General features: G+C 42.6%; 14 protein-coding genes. 6 read left to right on the top strand and 8 right to left on the bottom strand.

What is annotated here, in order from left to right; translation table 11 throughout:
* Positions 1–195: 195 nt before the first annotated feature.
* The 8 genes from panC to dnaA all read right to left on the bottom strand — a co-directional run bounded on the left by panC (position 196) and on the right by dnaA (position 9,135).
* Positions 196–1,044: a pantoate--beta-alanine ligase gene (gene panC, locus B4J50_RS05305; RefSeq protein ID WP_286847739.1), complete on the bottom strand. Its 849-nt coding sequence runs from the start codon at positions 1,042–1,044 to the stop codon at positions 196–198.
* Between the two features lie 23 nt (positions 1,045–1,067).
* Positions 1,068–1,967: a YitT family protein gene (locus B4J50_RS05310; protein ID WP_024821270.1), complete on the bottom strand. Its 900-nt coding sequence runs from the start codon at positions 1,965–1,967 to the stop codon at positions 1,068–1,070.
* Between the two features lie 80 nt (positions 1,968–2,047).
* Positions 2,048–2,803: a hypothetical protein gene (locus B4J50_RS05315; RefSeq protein WP_024821271.1), complete on the bottom strand. Its 756-nt coding sequence runs from the start codon at positions 2,801–2,803 to the stop codon at positions 2,048–2,050.
* A 131-nt stretch (positions 2,804–2,934) separates the two neighbouring features.
* On the bottom strand, positions 2,935–3,411 hold the full coding sequence (locus B4J50_RS05320; RefSeq protein WP_024821272.1) for a DciA family protein: 477 nt from the start codon (positions 3,409–3,411) through the stop codon (positions 2,935–2,937).
* Positions 3,392–5,287, bottom strand: coding sequence for a tRNA uridine-5-carboxymethylaminomethyl(34) synthesis enzyme MnmG (gene mnmG, locus B4J50_RS05325; RefSeq protein WP_024821273.1), 1,896 nt, complete (start codon positions 5,285–5,287; stop codon positions 3,392–3,394). Before mnmG ends, B4J50_RS05320 begins: the two co-directional genes overlap by 20 nt.
* A gap of 32 nt (positions 5,288–5,319) precedes the next feature.
* Positions 5,320–6,387, bottom strand: coding sequence for a DNA replication/repair protein RecF (gene recF, locus B4J50_RS05330; protein ID WP_286847738.1), 1,068 nt, complete (start codon positions 6,385–6,387; stop codon positions 5,320–5,322).
* Between the two features lie 19 nt (positions 6,388–6,406).
* A complete protein-coding gene (gene dnaN / locus B4J50_RS05335; protein WP_286847737.1) occupies positions 6,407–7,585 on the bottom strand; it encodes a DNA polymerase III subunit beta in 1,179 nt (392 codons plus the stop codon).
* 224 nt (positions 7,586–7,809) lie between these two features.
* A complete protein-coding gene (dnaA, locus tag B4J50_RS05340) occupies positions 7,810–9,135 on the bottom strand; it encodes a chromosomal replication initiator protein DnaA (protein ID WP_024821276.1) in 1,326 nt (441 codons plus the stop codon).
* Between the two features lie 400 nt (positions 9,136–9,535).
* Here dnaA and B4J50_RS05345 point away from each other — a divergent pair, with 400 nt between their 5' ends.
* The 6 genes from B4J50_RS05345 to B4J50_RS05370 all read left to right on the top strand — a co-directional run bounded on the left by B4J50_RS05345 (position 9,536) and on the right by B4J50_RS05370 (position 15,711).
* The gene (locus tag B4J50_RS05345; protein ID WP_024821277.1) at positions 9,536–10,534 is read left to right on the top strand and encodes a DHH family phosphoesterase; all 999 of its coding nucleotides are present in this window, start codon (positions 9,536–9,538) and stop codon (positions 10,532–10,534) included.
* Between the two features lie 23 nt (positions 10,535–10,557).
* The gene (locus tag B4J50_RS05350; protein WP_286847736.1) at positions 10,558–11,772 is read left to right on the top strand and encodes an MFS transporter; all 1,215 of its coding nucleotides are present in this window, start codon (positions 10,558–10,560) and stop codon (positions 11,770–11,772) included.
* Positions 11,773–11,837: 65 nt separating this feature from the next.
* On the top strand, positions 11,838–13,052 hold the full coding sequence (locus B4J50_RS05355; RefSeq protein ID WP_286847735.1) for an SPFH domain-containing protein: 1,215 nt from the start codon (positions 11,838–11,840) through the stop codon (positions 13,050–13,052).
* 24 nt (positions 13,053–13,076) lie between these two features.
* Positions 13,077–13,826, top strand: a complete 750-nt coding sequence (locus tag B4J50_RS05360) for a hypothetical protein (protein WP_286847734.1) — start codon at positions 13,077–13,079, stop codon at positions 13,824–13,826.
* A 21-nt stretch (positions 13,827–13,847) separates the two neighbouring features.
* Positions 13,848–14,432 carry a DUF4234 domain-containing protein gene (locus B4J50_RS05365; protein ID WP_286847733.1) on the top strand — a complete coding sequence of 195 codons (585 nt, stop codon included), beginning with the start codon at positions 13,848–13,850 and terminating at the stop codon, positions 14,430–14,432.
* A gap of 103 nt (positions 14,433–14,535) precedes the next feature.
* Positions 14,536–15,711, top strand: coding sequence for an aminotransferase class V-fold PLP-dependent enzyme (locus B4J50_RS05370; RefSeq protein WP_286847732.1), 1,176 nt, complete (start codon positions 14,536–14,538; stop codon positions 15,709–15,711).
* Positions 15,712–15,713: the final 2 nt, after the last annotated feature.

Below are 15,713 nucleotides of genomic sequence, written 5' to 3' on the forward strand. Positions count from 1 at the left end.
CCTTTTTCGCCACCTTAAGGATGTCTCTCAGCCGGTGAACATCCATCTCTGGTAAGGATTCGACAAAACGAGGCGCCCTGCTTCTTCGCCTTTACTATTATTTATCATGGTAAAGTTCCAAATGGTACAGATTGGGTCGGATTATACGAAACAAATAGAAAGCTGTCAAGAGATATGATCACTTTTCGTGTATCGCTATATATCCACCACAACATTATCTATAAGCCGAGTTGAACCAAACCTCACTGCCAAAGCAATAAGGACCTTCCCTTGAAGAGGATCTACCGCTTCTAAATCCCAACAATCTACAATCTCGATATAGTCAATATTCGCTTTTTCCTTCTCATGAATCATTTTTTCTATAGTCTCATAAATCGTTGCGTGACTTCTCTCGCCCTTCTCAATCAACTGCACGGCTCTCTGTAACGAACGATAAAGAACTAGCGCTTGGTCTCGTTCTTCAGCAGTTAAATACACGTTACGAGAGCTCATGGCAAGACCGTCTTTTTCCCGTACAATAGGACATACACGAATTTGGATATCCTGATTCAAATCTTCAACCATACGCCGAACCACGATAGCCTGTTGGGCATCTTTCTGCCCAAAATATGCTCGGCCGGGCCTGACTATATTAAAAAGTTTTGTCACTACTGTTGTCACTCCACAGAAATGTCCTGGCCTAGAGCGTCCACATAATCCCCTCGTCAGTTTCTCTACATTAACACGCGTCTGGAAGCCATCTGGATACATTTCAGTAACAGAAGGGTGAAAAATAATGGTGGCACCGGCATCCTTAGCCACAGCTTCATCATGCAAAATATCCCGAGGATACGATGCATAATCTTCTTGAGGACCAAACTGGGTGGGATTTACAAAAATACTGACTACAACTATATCATTCTCTTGTGCCGCTTTTCGAATTAAAGAAATATGCCCATCATGGAGGAACCCCATAGTAGGGACTAAACCTATACTTTTACCTTCTTTACGATATTGACGTAACATACCTCTCAGCGCTGTAATACTCGTGATACTACTATCCATTACCCTTCCATCCTCCTAGCAGTTCATATGTTCTTCCAATGCTTAAAGCCATACCCTACCACTTCAGAGACATCTGAAAGCACAATAAAAGTCTGTGGGTCAATAGAAACCACAAATCTTTTTAATTCCATGGCCTGCCGCCGCGTTAAGATAACCATAATCATATTCTTGGGTTGACCCGAATAGGCTCCTCGCGCATCGATAAGAGTAGCACTTCGGTCAAGGTTCTCTATGATAAATCGTTTTATCTCTTCTGGTCGCTGCGTAATAATGAGAAGTTGTTTTCGTCGGTCAAAAGATTTTAATACACTATCGATAGTGAGGCTTTCAACATAAAGCAACACACCGCCCATGAGAAGCTGTTCTATATCCACAACAAACCAAGAGGCAATGAGTACGGCAATATTAATATAAAAAGAATACATACCTACATCAACACCGTACTTTTTTCTCGCTGCCATTACTATTACATCAGTACCTCCCGTTGAGCCTCCCCCACGAAAAACCAACCCCATCCCAAGCCCGCCTAAAACGCCTCCTAAAATAGCTGCAAGGAAAGTGTTGTGAAGGACTGGGTAGTGAAAAAGCTCAAAAAACATAATAGAAAGGGTATTAAGAACCGTAACATATAATGTCCAAAGTACAAAACGAGGGGACAGCACTCTCCAGCCCCACATAAGCAAGAGGGGGTTCCCAAGGGCAAGAACCCATGCAGGCGATATACCCCAGGCATAATGAGTGATTAACGCAATGCCTGTCAATCCGGTACTTGCAAATTTATAAGGGGCGGTCAGGGCTATAATGGCAAAACTCATAATAATCGTCCCAATCGTAGTATACGCTAGAGTCCCCCATTCCTGCCGAATCCAGTTCTTTAAAACATTTCTCTGTTCTTTCCAATTTTTAGAACTTTCTGTGCCCATTTATCATCGTCGCTCCCTATAAAGTGAGAAGTGTAAACCCCTTGCCTAGAAAATTACATATAGGTAGTTTTTTTACTTTATTAATCATTCCACGGGAAAAAAATTCTTCGATGATTCCAACGTGCAATCTCGTAAATTCCTCCCGTTTCTCGATCCCACGCATAAACCCCGTTTGCTGCGAGACGACCTACAGCGTCAAGAAAAAACATGTTACGAGAAAGAGCTTGTCCATAGCTAACAACACCTTCAAAACGCCTTACAAGAGGAAGATGTCCTCTTCCTTTTATATCAATCCAATAATCCGGTACTGGAATATGACTCTTTTGAAGGTACCGTAACGCTTCAATATACGCTTGAGGTGCTTCCTCTAAAAAAAGAAGTTTGCCTCTAGAAGATTGCCTTAAATTTTTCAAGAGAGAGAATGCCAACCAATGAGCTGATGTATCAGGCATATAGCTCAAAGACACAACTGCAGAGTAAAATCCATCCATCAAGGCTAAAGATCTAGGAATAATGTGTGGATACCAAAATCCTTCTACACTTTCCCATCTTTCGAGATGACCATCACAGAGCATCATCAATAACGAGAGACTATTCGCCGCTTTTTGGCGCAAGGAAAGAGGAGTAGAGAGGGATCTCCATAAAAGTTCGGGCTCCAAAACATGGGCTTCTCTTATAAGATCTTGCTTCAATTGTTCTGCTTCTCTAAACATGCTTTTTTCAAGAGAATAAGATTGAACAAGATCTTCCCATTCTGTAGCTCCAGCGATCTGAACCGTGCAAAACACGATAACCACACTCATAGCCCAGAGATACTTCCACTTTAACTTCCTCATCTTTGCCACCTCCAGCCCTCGTTACATTGAGGGCTTCCCACCAGAAAGTCTATTTTGGTTGTAGAACTCTCATAGCATCAAATAAAGTGCGCTTCCAATAATCAACGAAGCGCTTTGATCAAAAGAGGCCTTTATTTTTTGCCAAACCTTCGTGTCCATAAAGCCATAAGACGAGCAAGAGAAAGCGCCACATCGGGATCCCCAACCCGTTCCCTTACGCGGTCTAGATTTTTCGCTATATCATTGGGTGCCGGAGTAATAATACGCCTCTGTCTTTCAATACTCTTCTGAGTCGATTTAGAGGAAATATGCCCAACTACAACTCGAACTCCTGAAACAGGGAGATCCCATTCTTCTCTCACCTTTCGAGCAATGCAAGCTCCCATCATAGAAATACGTTGAGCTGCAGCAGGACTATCGGCACGAATACAAAGCATAGTCTCTTCAAGGGAGTAAGGTTGGCTTCGCTTTGCTATACCTTCTCCCACCACATCTCCCCAACGTTTGGCTAGATGCGCGAGCAAAATTCGTTCTTTCGCTACTCGAGAAAAAGTACCCTCCAAAAGAGATGCTATAGAATTAGCCTGATTATGCCGTCGTACTCCCACTTCCTTTTCGCCTCCTTCGCGTTTCCAAATATATCGAAAGAAGTTGAATATCTGCCGGCGTCACTCCGGAAATTCTACTCGCCTGCCCAAGAGTACGAGGTTGCACTTTTTTTAATTTCTGAAGACTTTCTGTTAATAGACCAGGAACATCTTCATAACAGAATTTTTCTGGTATATAAACCTTCTCAGACTTTTGAAGCTGCCGAACTTGCCGTTCCTGCCTCTCAATGTATCCCGCATACTTAATTTCAATCTCCACGCTTCTCCTCTCATCTTCAGTGAGAGGAGAACTCAAAGCAGGAAGGAATGTCTCAATTTCTTTATACGTAACTTCCGGCCGACATAACAAATCCCATGCCCGAAGAGCTTCTTGAACAGGAGAAGAACCTATTCGTCGTAACCATTGGTTTACTTCTTCAGAAGGGAGGACACGAAAGGAAGAAAGCCTTTCTTTCTCTTCATCCACATTTTTCCACTTTTTAAGGAGTCTTGTCCATTTTTCGTCATCAATAAGTCCTAAACGTCGTCCAATTGGGGCAAGGCGACGATCAGCATTATCAAAGCGGAGAAGAAGGCGATATTCACATCGGCTCGTTAACATTCTATAGGGTTCTTCAGTACCCTTAGTCACAAGGTCGTCAATTAAAACCCCTATATAAGCATCTGACCTCTCTAAAACCAACGGCTCTTCCTTCCTGAGAGAAAGAACCGCATTGATGCCTGCCATAAGTCCTTGAGCCCCTGCCTCTTCGTAACCTGAAGTTCCGTTAATTTGTCCAGCACAGAAAAGTCCTCTGATTTTTTTCGTTTCAAGCCACGGCATCAATTGGGTAGGTTCTACATAATCATATTCAATGGCATAACCAGCACGGGTAATTTGTGCCTTCTCGCACCCCGGTAAGGCATGAACAATCTCTACCTGAACATCATAAGGCAAACTTGTTGAAAAATTCTGAAGATACACTTCTTTATTCCGCCGAGAAACTGGTTCTAAAAACACGAGATGGCTATCTTTTTCAGGAAAACGAATAACCTTATCTTCTATTGAGGGACAATATCGCGGACCAAGCCCCTGCAAACGACCTGTCCACAAAGGGGATCGCTCAAGATTTTCACGAATGATATCGTGGAGGCGTCTATGGGTACGGGTAAGGTAACAGGAATAGCCGCTATAGATTTTCTTCTCTCCCCACAAATCAAAACAAAGAGGTTCCTCTGCACTGTTCTGTTCCAAAAGAGATGCGGTGTCAATTGTATCGAGATGAATACGGGGAGTCGTATCAGTTCTCATGCGGTACATTTCAAGGGCATGTTCTCTCATAGAACAACTAAGATCAGTAGCCGCCATCTGTCCCATAGGTCCAGATTCGTAATTTAAAAGCCCTATATGTACTCGCCCCTTAAGGTATGTCCCTGTTGTTAAGATGACAGCCCCTGCTTCGTATGTAAAACCATAACGAGTTTTTACACCGCGAATACGTCCTTCATCTACCCATAAATCTGTAACAATATCTTGGTGAACCTCAAGATTTTTCGTCACCTCAAGAGCCCATATGAAATGATCTCGATAATCGTGGAGGTCACACTGAGCTCGAAGAGCCTGAACAGCAGGTCCCTTTGATGTATTCAGCCATCGGATCAGCATCGTTGAAGCATCTGCAGCTCGCGCCTGCTCGCCTCCTAAGGCATTCCCTTCCCTTACGAGATGCCCCTTAGCTGGTCCTCCAATAGAAGGATTACACGGCATTAAAGCCGTATTATCAAGATAGAGATTTAACATGAGAGTGCGAGCACCCATACGAGCCGCAGCAAGAGCTGCCTCGCATCCTGCATGTCCACCTCCCACTACTATAACGTCAAAGGAAGTTTGTGACATATTTCATCTCACCTTTACTCATCTCTAAGATCCTATTTTGAAACTTTCCATATTTCGCCTCGATGCACTTTCCATATTGACCCAGGCCATTGATTCATAGAGCTTTCAGCTGTAGCAGCGAAAATTTGCCATGACGATGCCACGAGAGCATCTACAAGTGTTTTTCGTCCTTCTTCATCAAGTTCAGCAGCTATTTCATCAAGTATAAGTATGGGCTTACGACGCATTTTTCGCTCTACAGCCCATCCAGCTGCTAACATTAGAGCCACTGCAGTTCGGCGACGTTGACCTCGACTCATAACAACAGAAGCTAATCTTTCTTCTGACAATACAGCAATATCATCCCTTTGAGGCCCCACTTGTGGAATAGCCGTCATACGTTCTTTATCTCGCCATTTTCGCAGCGATTCCCAGTAATCGGCCATAGGATCCTCAAGACCTACTGTACCGCCTCTCAAAAAAAGAAGCTCTACTTTTGCAGGAAGGAGCACTTTAAATTCTGAAAGCCCTATATTTAATAAATCGATCGCAGCTGCACGTGTAGACCAGAGCCAAGCTACAAGGGGCGCAAGTACTTTTGAGGTCAGAGAAGGATCTCGCCTTTCTCGAAGAAGAATTGTACGATGCCGAAGCACTTTACGACAATCATTAAGTTTCCGCGCATAGAGAGGGAAAAGTAATGTACACAAACGGTCTAAAAACTGTCGCCTAACGGAAGGTGCTCCATCAACAATAGCCATATCTCCAGGCAAAAAAGCCAATGTAGGAAGATTGGACCGTATGGTGCTATAAGTCGTACGTTTTCCATCACATTGGATAATGTTCTTTTCTCCCACTGTAGCTACGACGTCAAAATCTTCTTCTCCAGAAAAAAAGCCTCGAAGAAAAGCTTGTTTATCTTCTCCATTCCAATTCACTAACACTGATTTCCGTAAAGGCCGAAACGGGCCCCAGCCAGTAAGTATATGAATAGCCTCTAGAGCATTTGTTTTTCCCGAACCATTGTCTCCTACAAGAAGATTAAGCCCCGTAGCCCATTCAAGGCGACGAGGCACTAAATTCCTGAAACTTCGCCAGGATGTTAAATGACAGTAAACCATCTATATTCAAAAAACATCTCTACGATGGATTCGTCTCACTGGCTATGTCACTCTCATTTAACTTTATAGGCATGAGCATATACAAGAAATCATTTACACCTGGTCGAAGCATGCTCATTTGCCCTTCTGGTCCATTAAAAGTCATATAAACCTGTTCTCCATACATAGCCTTCAAACCATCTAAAAGATATCCAACATTAAAAGCAATCAATAGTGGCTCGCCGTCTATTTGGGCATCCAATATTTCTTCTGCTTCGCCAATTTCAGGAGCGCGGCCAATCATCCGAAGGTCTCCATTAGGAGAAAGCTTAAGAATAACCATGCGACTATAATCTCGAACTACCACATCTACACGTTCGAGGGCATTAATGAAGTTATTACGATCTATTTTTAGTGTTGTAGTGCTTTGCGGGTTGAGTATCTTTTCGTAATTTGGGAAAGATGATTCAATTTTACGAACAGAAAACTCCATGTCCCCCATTTGAAAATAAGCTAAAGAATCATCGTAAAGAATATGTATCGGATGATCTTCTTCCAGAGAGGATAGTTGTCGGAGTAATTCTTTCAATCCAGCAAGTGGAAGAAGTATTTCCTTCCCATTGCTATCAGTTCCTTCTTTACCTGAAGAAATATTTTCTCCAACAATAGAGGATTTGGAAAGAGAGAGGCGTCGGCCGTCGGTAGAAACAACATGTAGGTCTTCAGCTTTTAGTTGAATAAGCGCAGCGCCTAAATACTTCGGAAACTCCTCTCCTAAAGTACTTGCGACTGTCCCTTCGCTTAGAATTTGGGAAAGCATTCCAGCTGTTACTGTGCAGAAGGGACGTCCGTTATCTGACGTTGGCAGGTGAGGAAATTCCTCTACTGCGAAAGTTGAAAAACGGTATGTATTTCGACCTGCAAAGATAATTCCCTTCCCGTCTTCTACAGAGACTGTAAATGTATCAGTAGGTGCTTTTTTAAAAAGTTCCCCTACGACTTTAACAGGAAGAATAGCCTCTCCTTCTTCTTCTATTTGGACTCCAGCGGCATTACATTTTATAGATGTTTTAAGATCTGTTGCCTCAAGAGTCAGAGAGGTAGTGTGAGCTCGACATAGAATTCCGGCGAGAGAACTAATAGTGCTTTTTGTGCTTGTAACTCGTTCAGTTGTTTGCCAGCTTTTCATAAAATCTGGCTTGCTCACCTGGAGTCTCATGACTTATTCCCTCCTATAGCTATTATCTCTATTATTTTAGTTTATATAGTAATGGTAGTAATAACCCCTGTGGATAATGTGGAAATCACAGCAAACCTTGATGAAGAGATGGTTTCTTAGGTGGATAAGTACTCACAACTTTTTACATACTTATGCACATTGTCCACATTAAAATTGTGAAAAACTTAGAAATAACTTTTATTCACAGTTTATCCAGAGCATTTTCACAGCTTAGACTCAATGTTATCCACAATTTCTTTCATTCGAGGTTGTTCTTCTATAAGCTTTGTTATTTTTCTTTGGGCGTGGAGAACTGTAGTATGATCTTTTTTTCTAAAGGCTAATCCAACTTGTTGTAGACTGGATTCTGTAAGTTTTCGACAGAGGTACATTGCCACTTGTCTTGCTAAAGCAATGTCCGAAGTTCGACGATTTCCAGTCAAGTCTTCCACAGTAAGGCTAAAATTTTCTGCGACAATTTGTTGAATGGTGTCAATACTTATAGGCCCTCTTGCGTCGTGACGAATAATATCTTTTAACCATAGTGCAGCATTGTCTTCCGTAATAGGTTCCTGGTTGAGTTCAGCACAGGCTACAACTCTATTTAAAGCTCCTTCAAGTTCACGAATATTACTGGGGACGTTTTGGGCCAAAAAGGAGAGAACATCTTCGGGAACCTCGTAATTTCGTATTTGGGCCTTCTTCTGAAGAATAGCGATGCGCGTTTCTAAATCGGGCATCTGAATATCAGTTACAAGTCCCCATTCAAAACGACTTACAAGACGATCTTCTATGTTTTGAATCTCTTTTGGAGGACGATCGGAACAGATGACGATCTGCTTTTTGCTGACATGAAGCTGATTAAACGTGTGAAAAAATTCCTCTTGGCTGCTACCTTTATTGCCGAGGAACTGAATGTCGTCGATAAGTAAAATATCTACATTTCTATATTTAGACTTAAATTCTTGAGTCCTGTTGTTTTTAATAGATTGAATAAATTCGTTAATAAATTTTTCTGAACTCACATATGTTACCTTCAGAGAACTATTTTTATTGAGCACGTAGTGCCCAATAGCGTGCATAAGGTGAGTTTTTCCAAGGCCAACTCCCCCCCATATAAAAAGAGGGTTATAAGCTTCACCAGGTGTTTCGGCGACAGCAAGACTAGCTGCATGAGCAAGGCGGTTTGATTTGCCCACAACAAATGTATTAAAAACATAATTCGGATTCAATCCACTGTGAGAAATTGCGCTTGTCTGCTGAGCAGCCCTTTCTGCTCTTTGTTGCTCATCCTTTCTTGTTTCTGACGCTACTTTGAGATCAAGGTTATGTGCGTACCCATTATCTGTAAGAACATCTTCAATAATATTTTGGAAACGTTTTGAAATTTGTTCTTTTACAAATACATTAGGAACATCCACAACAAGAACATCGTCAACGATAGAGAGAGGGACACATGTTTTAAGCCATAAGTCTGCTGTCCCTTCTGGTATAGTCTCTTCTATTTTGTTGATAACGTCATCCCAAATGTCACTTATCCCTTTATCCACCAATTTATTCACCTCGACCGATGGATTTACCTCATCTTACCACAGCTCATCCACAAAAGTTATCCACATATCCACGATATATCCACGATTTATTAACATTGCGCAAACCCGCGTGATATCTCTCATAGTGAAGTTTTTAGAAATTAAGTGTCAAAATGACTATTCCTTACCATTCCCAGTTAAGGGGGGATACGAGCTTATCCACAACTTATGCACTTCTTGTGGATAAGTGTGGATAAATTACTTTCTTTTTCAAGAGAAAGCAGAACATTTTATATGCAGGTGGAATCATATCATATTTTTTGCCACTTCTTGTGGATAATTTTTACACATCTTTGGAAAAGACGGGTTACAATAATATATTCTAGATAAGATTATTATGATGCGGAGGAGGGATAAAATGACCGCCAATATTTGTCATATCATTAGTCATACAGACCTTGATGGAATTACTGCTGCTGCTGTAGCGTGGCATCATTATAGAGATATAATGCCCATAAAAGTTTCTCTCACAGGATACGGCGGTGTGGATGGACTTGTTCTGGAAAGTCTTAAAGCAGAAGAAGAGGTGGTTGTTTTAGATCTTTTCTGCCAAAAAGAACGCACCATTGAAGAAATTGACCGCCATTTCCGCGAGGACTCGTCCCCTTTTCTTTTTGATCATCATGAAACGACAGCCCAACGATATGCCAACCGTCCATGGCTTGTTGTGGACACCTCTATGTGCGCCGCTCAAGTGTATTTTAACTGGATTATTCATAGATATCCCCAAACGCCAGCCTCTTCTTTAGCCGATCTGGTCGTTATAGCTAATGATAGAGATTTATGGTTGAACGAGAAGGAAGAGAGCCGTCTTTGGCAAGCTATGATTACTTTATGTGGCCCTGAAAGCATACTGATGCGCTTAACAGCGAACCCCTCCTCGAAGCTTCGGTCCTTTGAAGAAAAAGCGGCGCGTTATTTTATAGAGAGACAGGAGAATCGTTTTACTCGAGCTCTGAACATTATAGGTCATTCCAAGGATATAGCTTTTGTGGAGGATGGAATATTGGAGTTTGGAGATGTATCGGATTTTGGAGGCCTTGTGCTAGATCGTCTCGAAAATCCCCCTTTCCTCGTAGCTGTGGCGGCGCGAAGGGCTATAGGTGACTGGGTTCTTTCATTACGCAGTCGCAGTGGCATGGCTGGGAAAGTTGTAGGAATCTTGCGGGATGGTAAGAAAGTTCGAGGGGGAGGACATGATGATTCGGCTGCCCTTTATTTCCCTCCTTTTTACTCTCAAGATCAGATCAAAAATTCGCTCTATACTGCAGTGCAGACAATTCGGGAGCGGGAACGATCAGTGGGTACGAACTTGGGAGATTTGTTGAGGGCGGCAATGGGAGAGGATCATTCTTAAGAACGTAGTGCGGAGGTGAAAGCATGAGCTTTTCCTCGAAACGTCTAAAAATTCTTCATTTTTTGGGGCTTCGACGAAGTATGATTGGTCTTTTGTCGATGGTAATTTTTGTAGGGCTTGGAGAAAGATTGGCAGAGCGATTCCTTCCCATTTATCTCATCGCTTTAGGGGGGGGGTCTTTCTCTGTAGGAATCCTCAATGGACTTGATAATCTTCTTTCCGCTCTTTATTCCTACCCTGGTGGCTATTTAGCTGACCAACTTGGAACGAAACAAGCGTTGGCTCTTTTTAATCTCTTAGCCATGTCAGGTTTCTTGATTGTGGTTTTAGTTCCCCATTGGTGGGCTGTTATTGGAGCATCTTTTCTTTTCCTTTCATGGTCGGCTGTCTCTCTTCCTGCTACGATGAAACTCATTTCGGAGGTACTTCCTCAAAATAAACGAACGATGGGTGTCTCTCTCCATTCTCTTGTAAGACGAATTCCTATGGCTTTAGGCCCTGTTATAGGGGGTATTATGATAGGCCTTTGGGGAGAAACGACAGGGGTTCGTGTCGCTTTTGCCTTAGCCTTACTTTTTGCCGGAGTAGCCCTTGTTTTGCAGCAAAAACTTATTCAAGAGAATCAGAGTGCAATCGAGCGCCCTGAAAAGAACCCTCTTGTTGTTTTTCGTCTGATGAGTCCTGCACTGAAAAATTTGTTAATTTCTGATATACTCGTACGATTTTGTGAGCAGATTCCTTATGCTTTTGCCGTAGTCTGGGCTATGAAAGTGATTGAGCATCCAGTATCGGCTTTCCAGTTTGGTATTTTAACCACTATTGAAATGGCGGTTGCTATGTTGATCTATATTCCAGTGGCTTGGCTAGCCGATAGAGGTGGAAAGAAAATTTTTGTAGTTATTACTTTTTGCTTTTTTACAATCTTTCCTCTTGTCCTTTATCATGCTCGCTCTTTCTGGCCTCTCGCAGGCGCTTTTGTCATAAGAGGATTGAAAGAGTTTGGGGAGCCGACGCGCAAATCTCTTATTCTTGATCTCGCCCCTGGCGATAAAAAAGCGGCAATGTTTGGGCTTTACTACTTAATTCGGGATGTGATAGTGTCAATAGCGGCCTTTGGTGGCGCTTTTTTATGGATGGTCAGCCCAGCCTTGAACTTTTACGTCGCTTTTGCTTGTGGCGCGGCAGGAACTATATGGTTTGCCGTAAAAGGAAAGGATTTGAAAAGGAGTACCTTGTAGAAGACAGAAGAAGTTGGTAAAAATAAGGCCGATATAAGAATCTAAAAAGATTGGTGGGATCGAGGATGGCAGTGGTCAAAATAGTAGAGTATCAGGGGCCTGATCCCCATGAAACTTTTGCGTGGAAGTTTACTGACAGAACAGGCCGATCTGATGAGCTTTCTACATGGACTCAATTAATTGTACGGGAAGCTCAGGAGGCGATTCTTTTTAAAAATGGCCAGGCCTTCGATCTCTTTACAGCTGGGCGACACACTCTTAGCACTCATAATATTCCCCTCCTGGCTACGTTTATGAACCTCCCTTCAGGGGGAAAATCTCCCTTTAAGGCAGAAATATGGTTTGTAAATAAGCTTTACTCTCTCGATATAAAGTGGGGCACTCCAACTCCTATTCAAATTCAAGATCCTCGCTACGGAGCATGGCTCCCAGTTCGATCTCATGGTCAATTCGGTATCCGCATTGCTGATTCGAGGAAGTTCCTCATCAAACTTGTAGGAAGCGTAGCGGCTTTCAATAAGGAGAATCTCGTTCAATTCTTTAGGGGAATCCTTACGACTCGCATTAAAGATCTTATTTCGAGCTATATAGTGCTAGAAAAGAAGAGCATTTTGGAATTAAATGCCTTCCTCAACGAATTTTCCACTCACATGGAAGAAACTCTTCGTCCCATATTGCAAGATTTCGGCATTGAGATGGTGAATTTTTTTGTAAACTCTATTAACGTACCTGATGATGACCCTGCTGTAATCCAGCTCAAAAATGCTTTAGCCAAACGAGCTGAAATGGATATCTTAGGATATTCGTATCAACAGCAAAGAAGTTTCGATACATTGGAAACAGCTGCTAGTAACGAGGGGGGCGGGGCGTTAGCTATGCAGGCTGGTTTAGGGCTAGGAATGGGAGTTGGGCTAGGAAAAACATTTGGACAAGTCTCAGACCAGATGGGCAACCAAATGGCAGTTACAGACTTTGGGTCGTGCCCATCCTGCAGAGCAAAGCTTCCTAAGAACGCACGTTTTTGTCCCCAGTGTGGCTTCCAGATTAACAGATGTCCACTCTGCGGTAACCCCGTTCCTCAAGGGGTATCTGAGTGCCCTCATTGCGGAGCCCTTTTATCTGTAGAGTGTCCTCATTGTAAAAGGGAAATCAACCCAGGAATGAAATTCTGTCCTTTCTGCGGAGAGGCTTTATGTAAAGTTTGTTCTGTTTGTGGTGAAAAGATAGAACCACAGGCCCATTTTTGTCCCTCTTGCGGCAAAAAAATTGAAAGAGACTAGCTTTAGCTGGGAAAGGAGTCTCTCATGAAGACGAAAAACCGTATAAGTCTTGTGTTGCTTTTTGTCATGGTAGTTGTACTTACGGCTCTTGTGTCCATATCTTTCTTGACAACTGATACAGCCAGCAGGACCGGGTATTTCTGGATGACCTTCGCTTTTCTTGTTCTGGGAATAGTTCTTTCTGGTGTTTTTGGTTTTTTGCAGATTCGGATTCATTTGGACCATGGTCTCCCAACTCCTGCATTTTTCAGTATTGGAACCCTTATTGTCCTCTATGACCTTTTTCTAGTGATAAACCCTGTCGTATCATGGAAAGGTTTTGAGTTTTCCCTTATCGCCTATAGTGTTACTCATATCGTTGGTTTGGCTATGTTTTTATCTCTATCAGGAATGGCTCTTATGTCGGCCATGTCCATTACAGAGCGCGAAGGACGCGAAACAAAGGGGAGATATACAATTCGCTTGTGGGATGACCAGATCAACCGCATGATTCGGCAAGGGAAAGCTAATCAACTCGATGAAGATCTTATAGAGATGCTCCAAAAGGCATTAGGAAAGGTACGTTATACAGACCCATTAGGTTCTGACGAATCAGCCGATTTAGAAGAAGATATAGTAGAGGATATACAGTGGCTGGCTCGACAGATAGATGAAATATCGGTAGATTTTGAGGATGAGAAGAAAAGCTCTATTGTTCAAGAAATGAAACAACGAGTACAAATATTAATGAGGCGACTCGAAGATAGAGAAGCTCTTCTCGCTCGTATAAAGTAATTTTTTCAAGGAGGAACGTACATGTCGTCGGAGAACGTGGAAAAGAGGCAGGTGTGCCCTTCCTGTGGAGCCAGAAATGAAGGAAAAACAGCATATTGTGCTTATTGCGGAACTATGCTTCCAAAAGTACAGAGCGTTGAAGGGGCAACAGAGGGTGTTATTGCTATAAAACTACCTGGGGAACGAATAGCGTTTAAAAGAATTAGTGTGGGACTTGTATTATTTCTCTCCATCATTACGTTAGGAGTGTATCCGGCTTTTTGGGTTTTTTTAAGGCGAAATTCTTTTAATCAGTTGAAAGTAAGCGAAAAAATTCAAGACTGGCTCGCTCTCCTCCCCCTCATATTATGGGGTGTCTCTTTTGTTTTGGGAGCAAACGAAGGAGAAGGGGAACAAATTTTAGCCCTTCTGTCTTTTGTGACGTGGGTTTTCTTGTCCTTTAAAATGCGAAAAATGCTTCGTGAATATGTAGCTGGTTTTGCTGATGAGGAAGCATTGAAAAGTGTAGCGAGATCTGGCATTATGACCTTTTTCTTCTTGATTTTCTATATTCAGTACCATATAAATAGGCTTATTGACATCGGCGTCTTTAAAAGGGCAAATTAATACAATTGAAGTAAAGTGTAAAGGGTCCTCTTTAAAGGGGGGGCTTTTTTTATGTTTGGTGATAATATATATCTATAAATCTTATAACGGATGGTGAAACAGTATGTCCATCTATTTAAATAATGCAGCAACATCATGGCCGAAACCTCAAGTGGTTCCACAGGCTATGTATGATTTTATGGTGAATTCAGGAGCCAATTTAGCCAGGGGTACAGCGGCGAAGCGAGATCTTGGCACTATGGATCTTGTGCTGGAATGTCGCGAAATCTTAGCAGAGTTTTTTCATGGATTTGAAGATGGAGATCCTCGTTATGTTACCTTTACTGCCAATGTAACTGAATCTCTTAATGTAGTGCTTAAAGGTTATCTCAAACCAGGAATGAGAGTGCTTACAAGCAGTATGGAGCACAACGCTTCTATGCGCCCTCTCAGACGTCTGGAACAACGGGGCGTAATTCTTTCTGTTCTTCCTTGCACCCAAGAGGGAGATCTTCCTCTTCACGTTTTAACAGAGGCTTTAGAAAGTCCTTGTGATTTGGTTATGATCAATCATGCAAGTAACGTATGCGGCACAATTCAAGATCTTGAGGGGATAGCAAAACTATGTAAAAGTCATAACGTTCCTCTTGTTGTGGATGCAGCTCAGACAGCAGGTATTATCCCTATAGATGTAGCAGGTCTTGATATTGCTTCTCTTTGTTTTACAGGGCATAAAGGCCTTATGGGCCCCCAAGGTATTGGCGGCATTATATGGCGTCCCGACTTTGCAGAACAAGTTGATTGTTTTATTGAAGGGGGGACAGGGAGCTTTTCTCACCTTGAGTATCAGCCAGATCTTCTTCCTGATAAGTTTGAGGCTGGAACCCCTAATTTGCCTGGCATTGCTGGCCTTCGGGCAGCAATGAAATGGCTTATAGCGGAGGGAATTCATAATATTCACGCCAAAGAAAAAGCTCTTGGATCCCGTTTCCTGAAGGGAATACAGCAAATTCCTGGAGTTCTTCTGGCGGGGAAAAAAACGATGGATAGGCGGCTCCCAGTCTTTCCTCTTAATTTTCGAGGTCTGGACCATGCTCTTGTGGCAGCCGATTTAGTAGAAAAAGCAGGCATCGAAACGAGGCCAGGCCTGCATTGCGCACCGACAGCCCACAAGACTCTTGGTACGGACAGCATGGGAGGAGCGCTGCGCATATCCATGGGCTACTTCAATACGGAGAAAGATATAGATTGTTGTCTTCAGGCCCTTCAAGCTCTTTTAACAGCACCTATGAAGCTCTAAAG

Source organism: Aminobacterium sp. UBA4908 (assembly GCF_002398115.1).
Classification (GTDB): Bacteria; Synergistota; Synergistia; order Synergistales; family Aminobacteriaceae; genus Aminobacterium; species Aminobacterium mobile.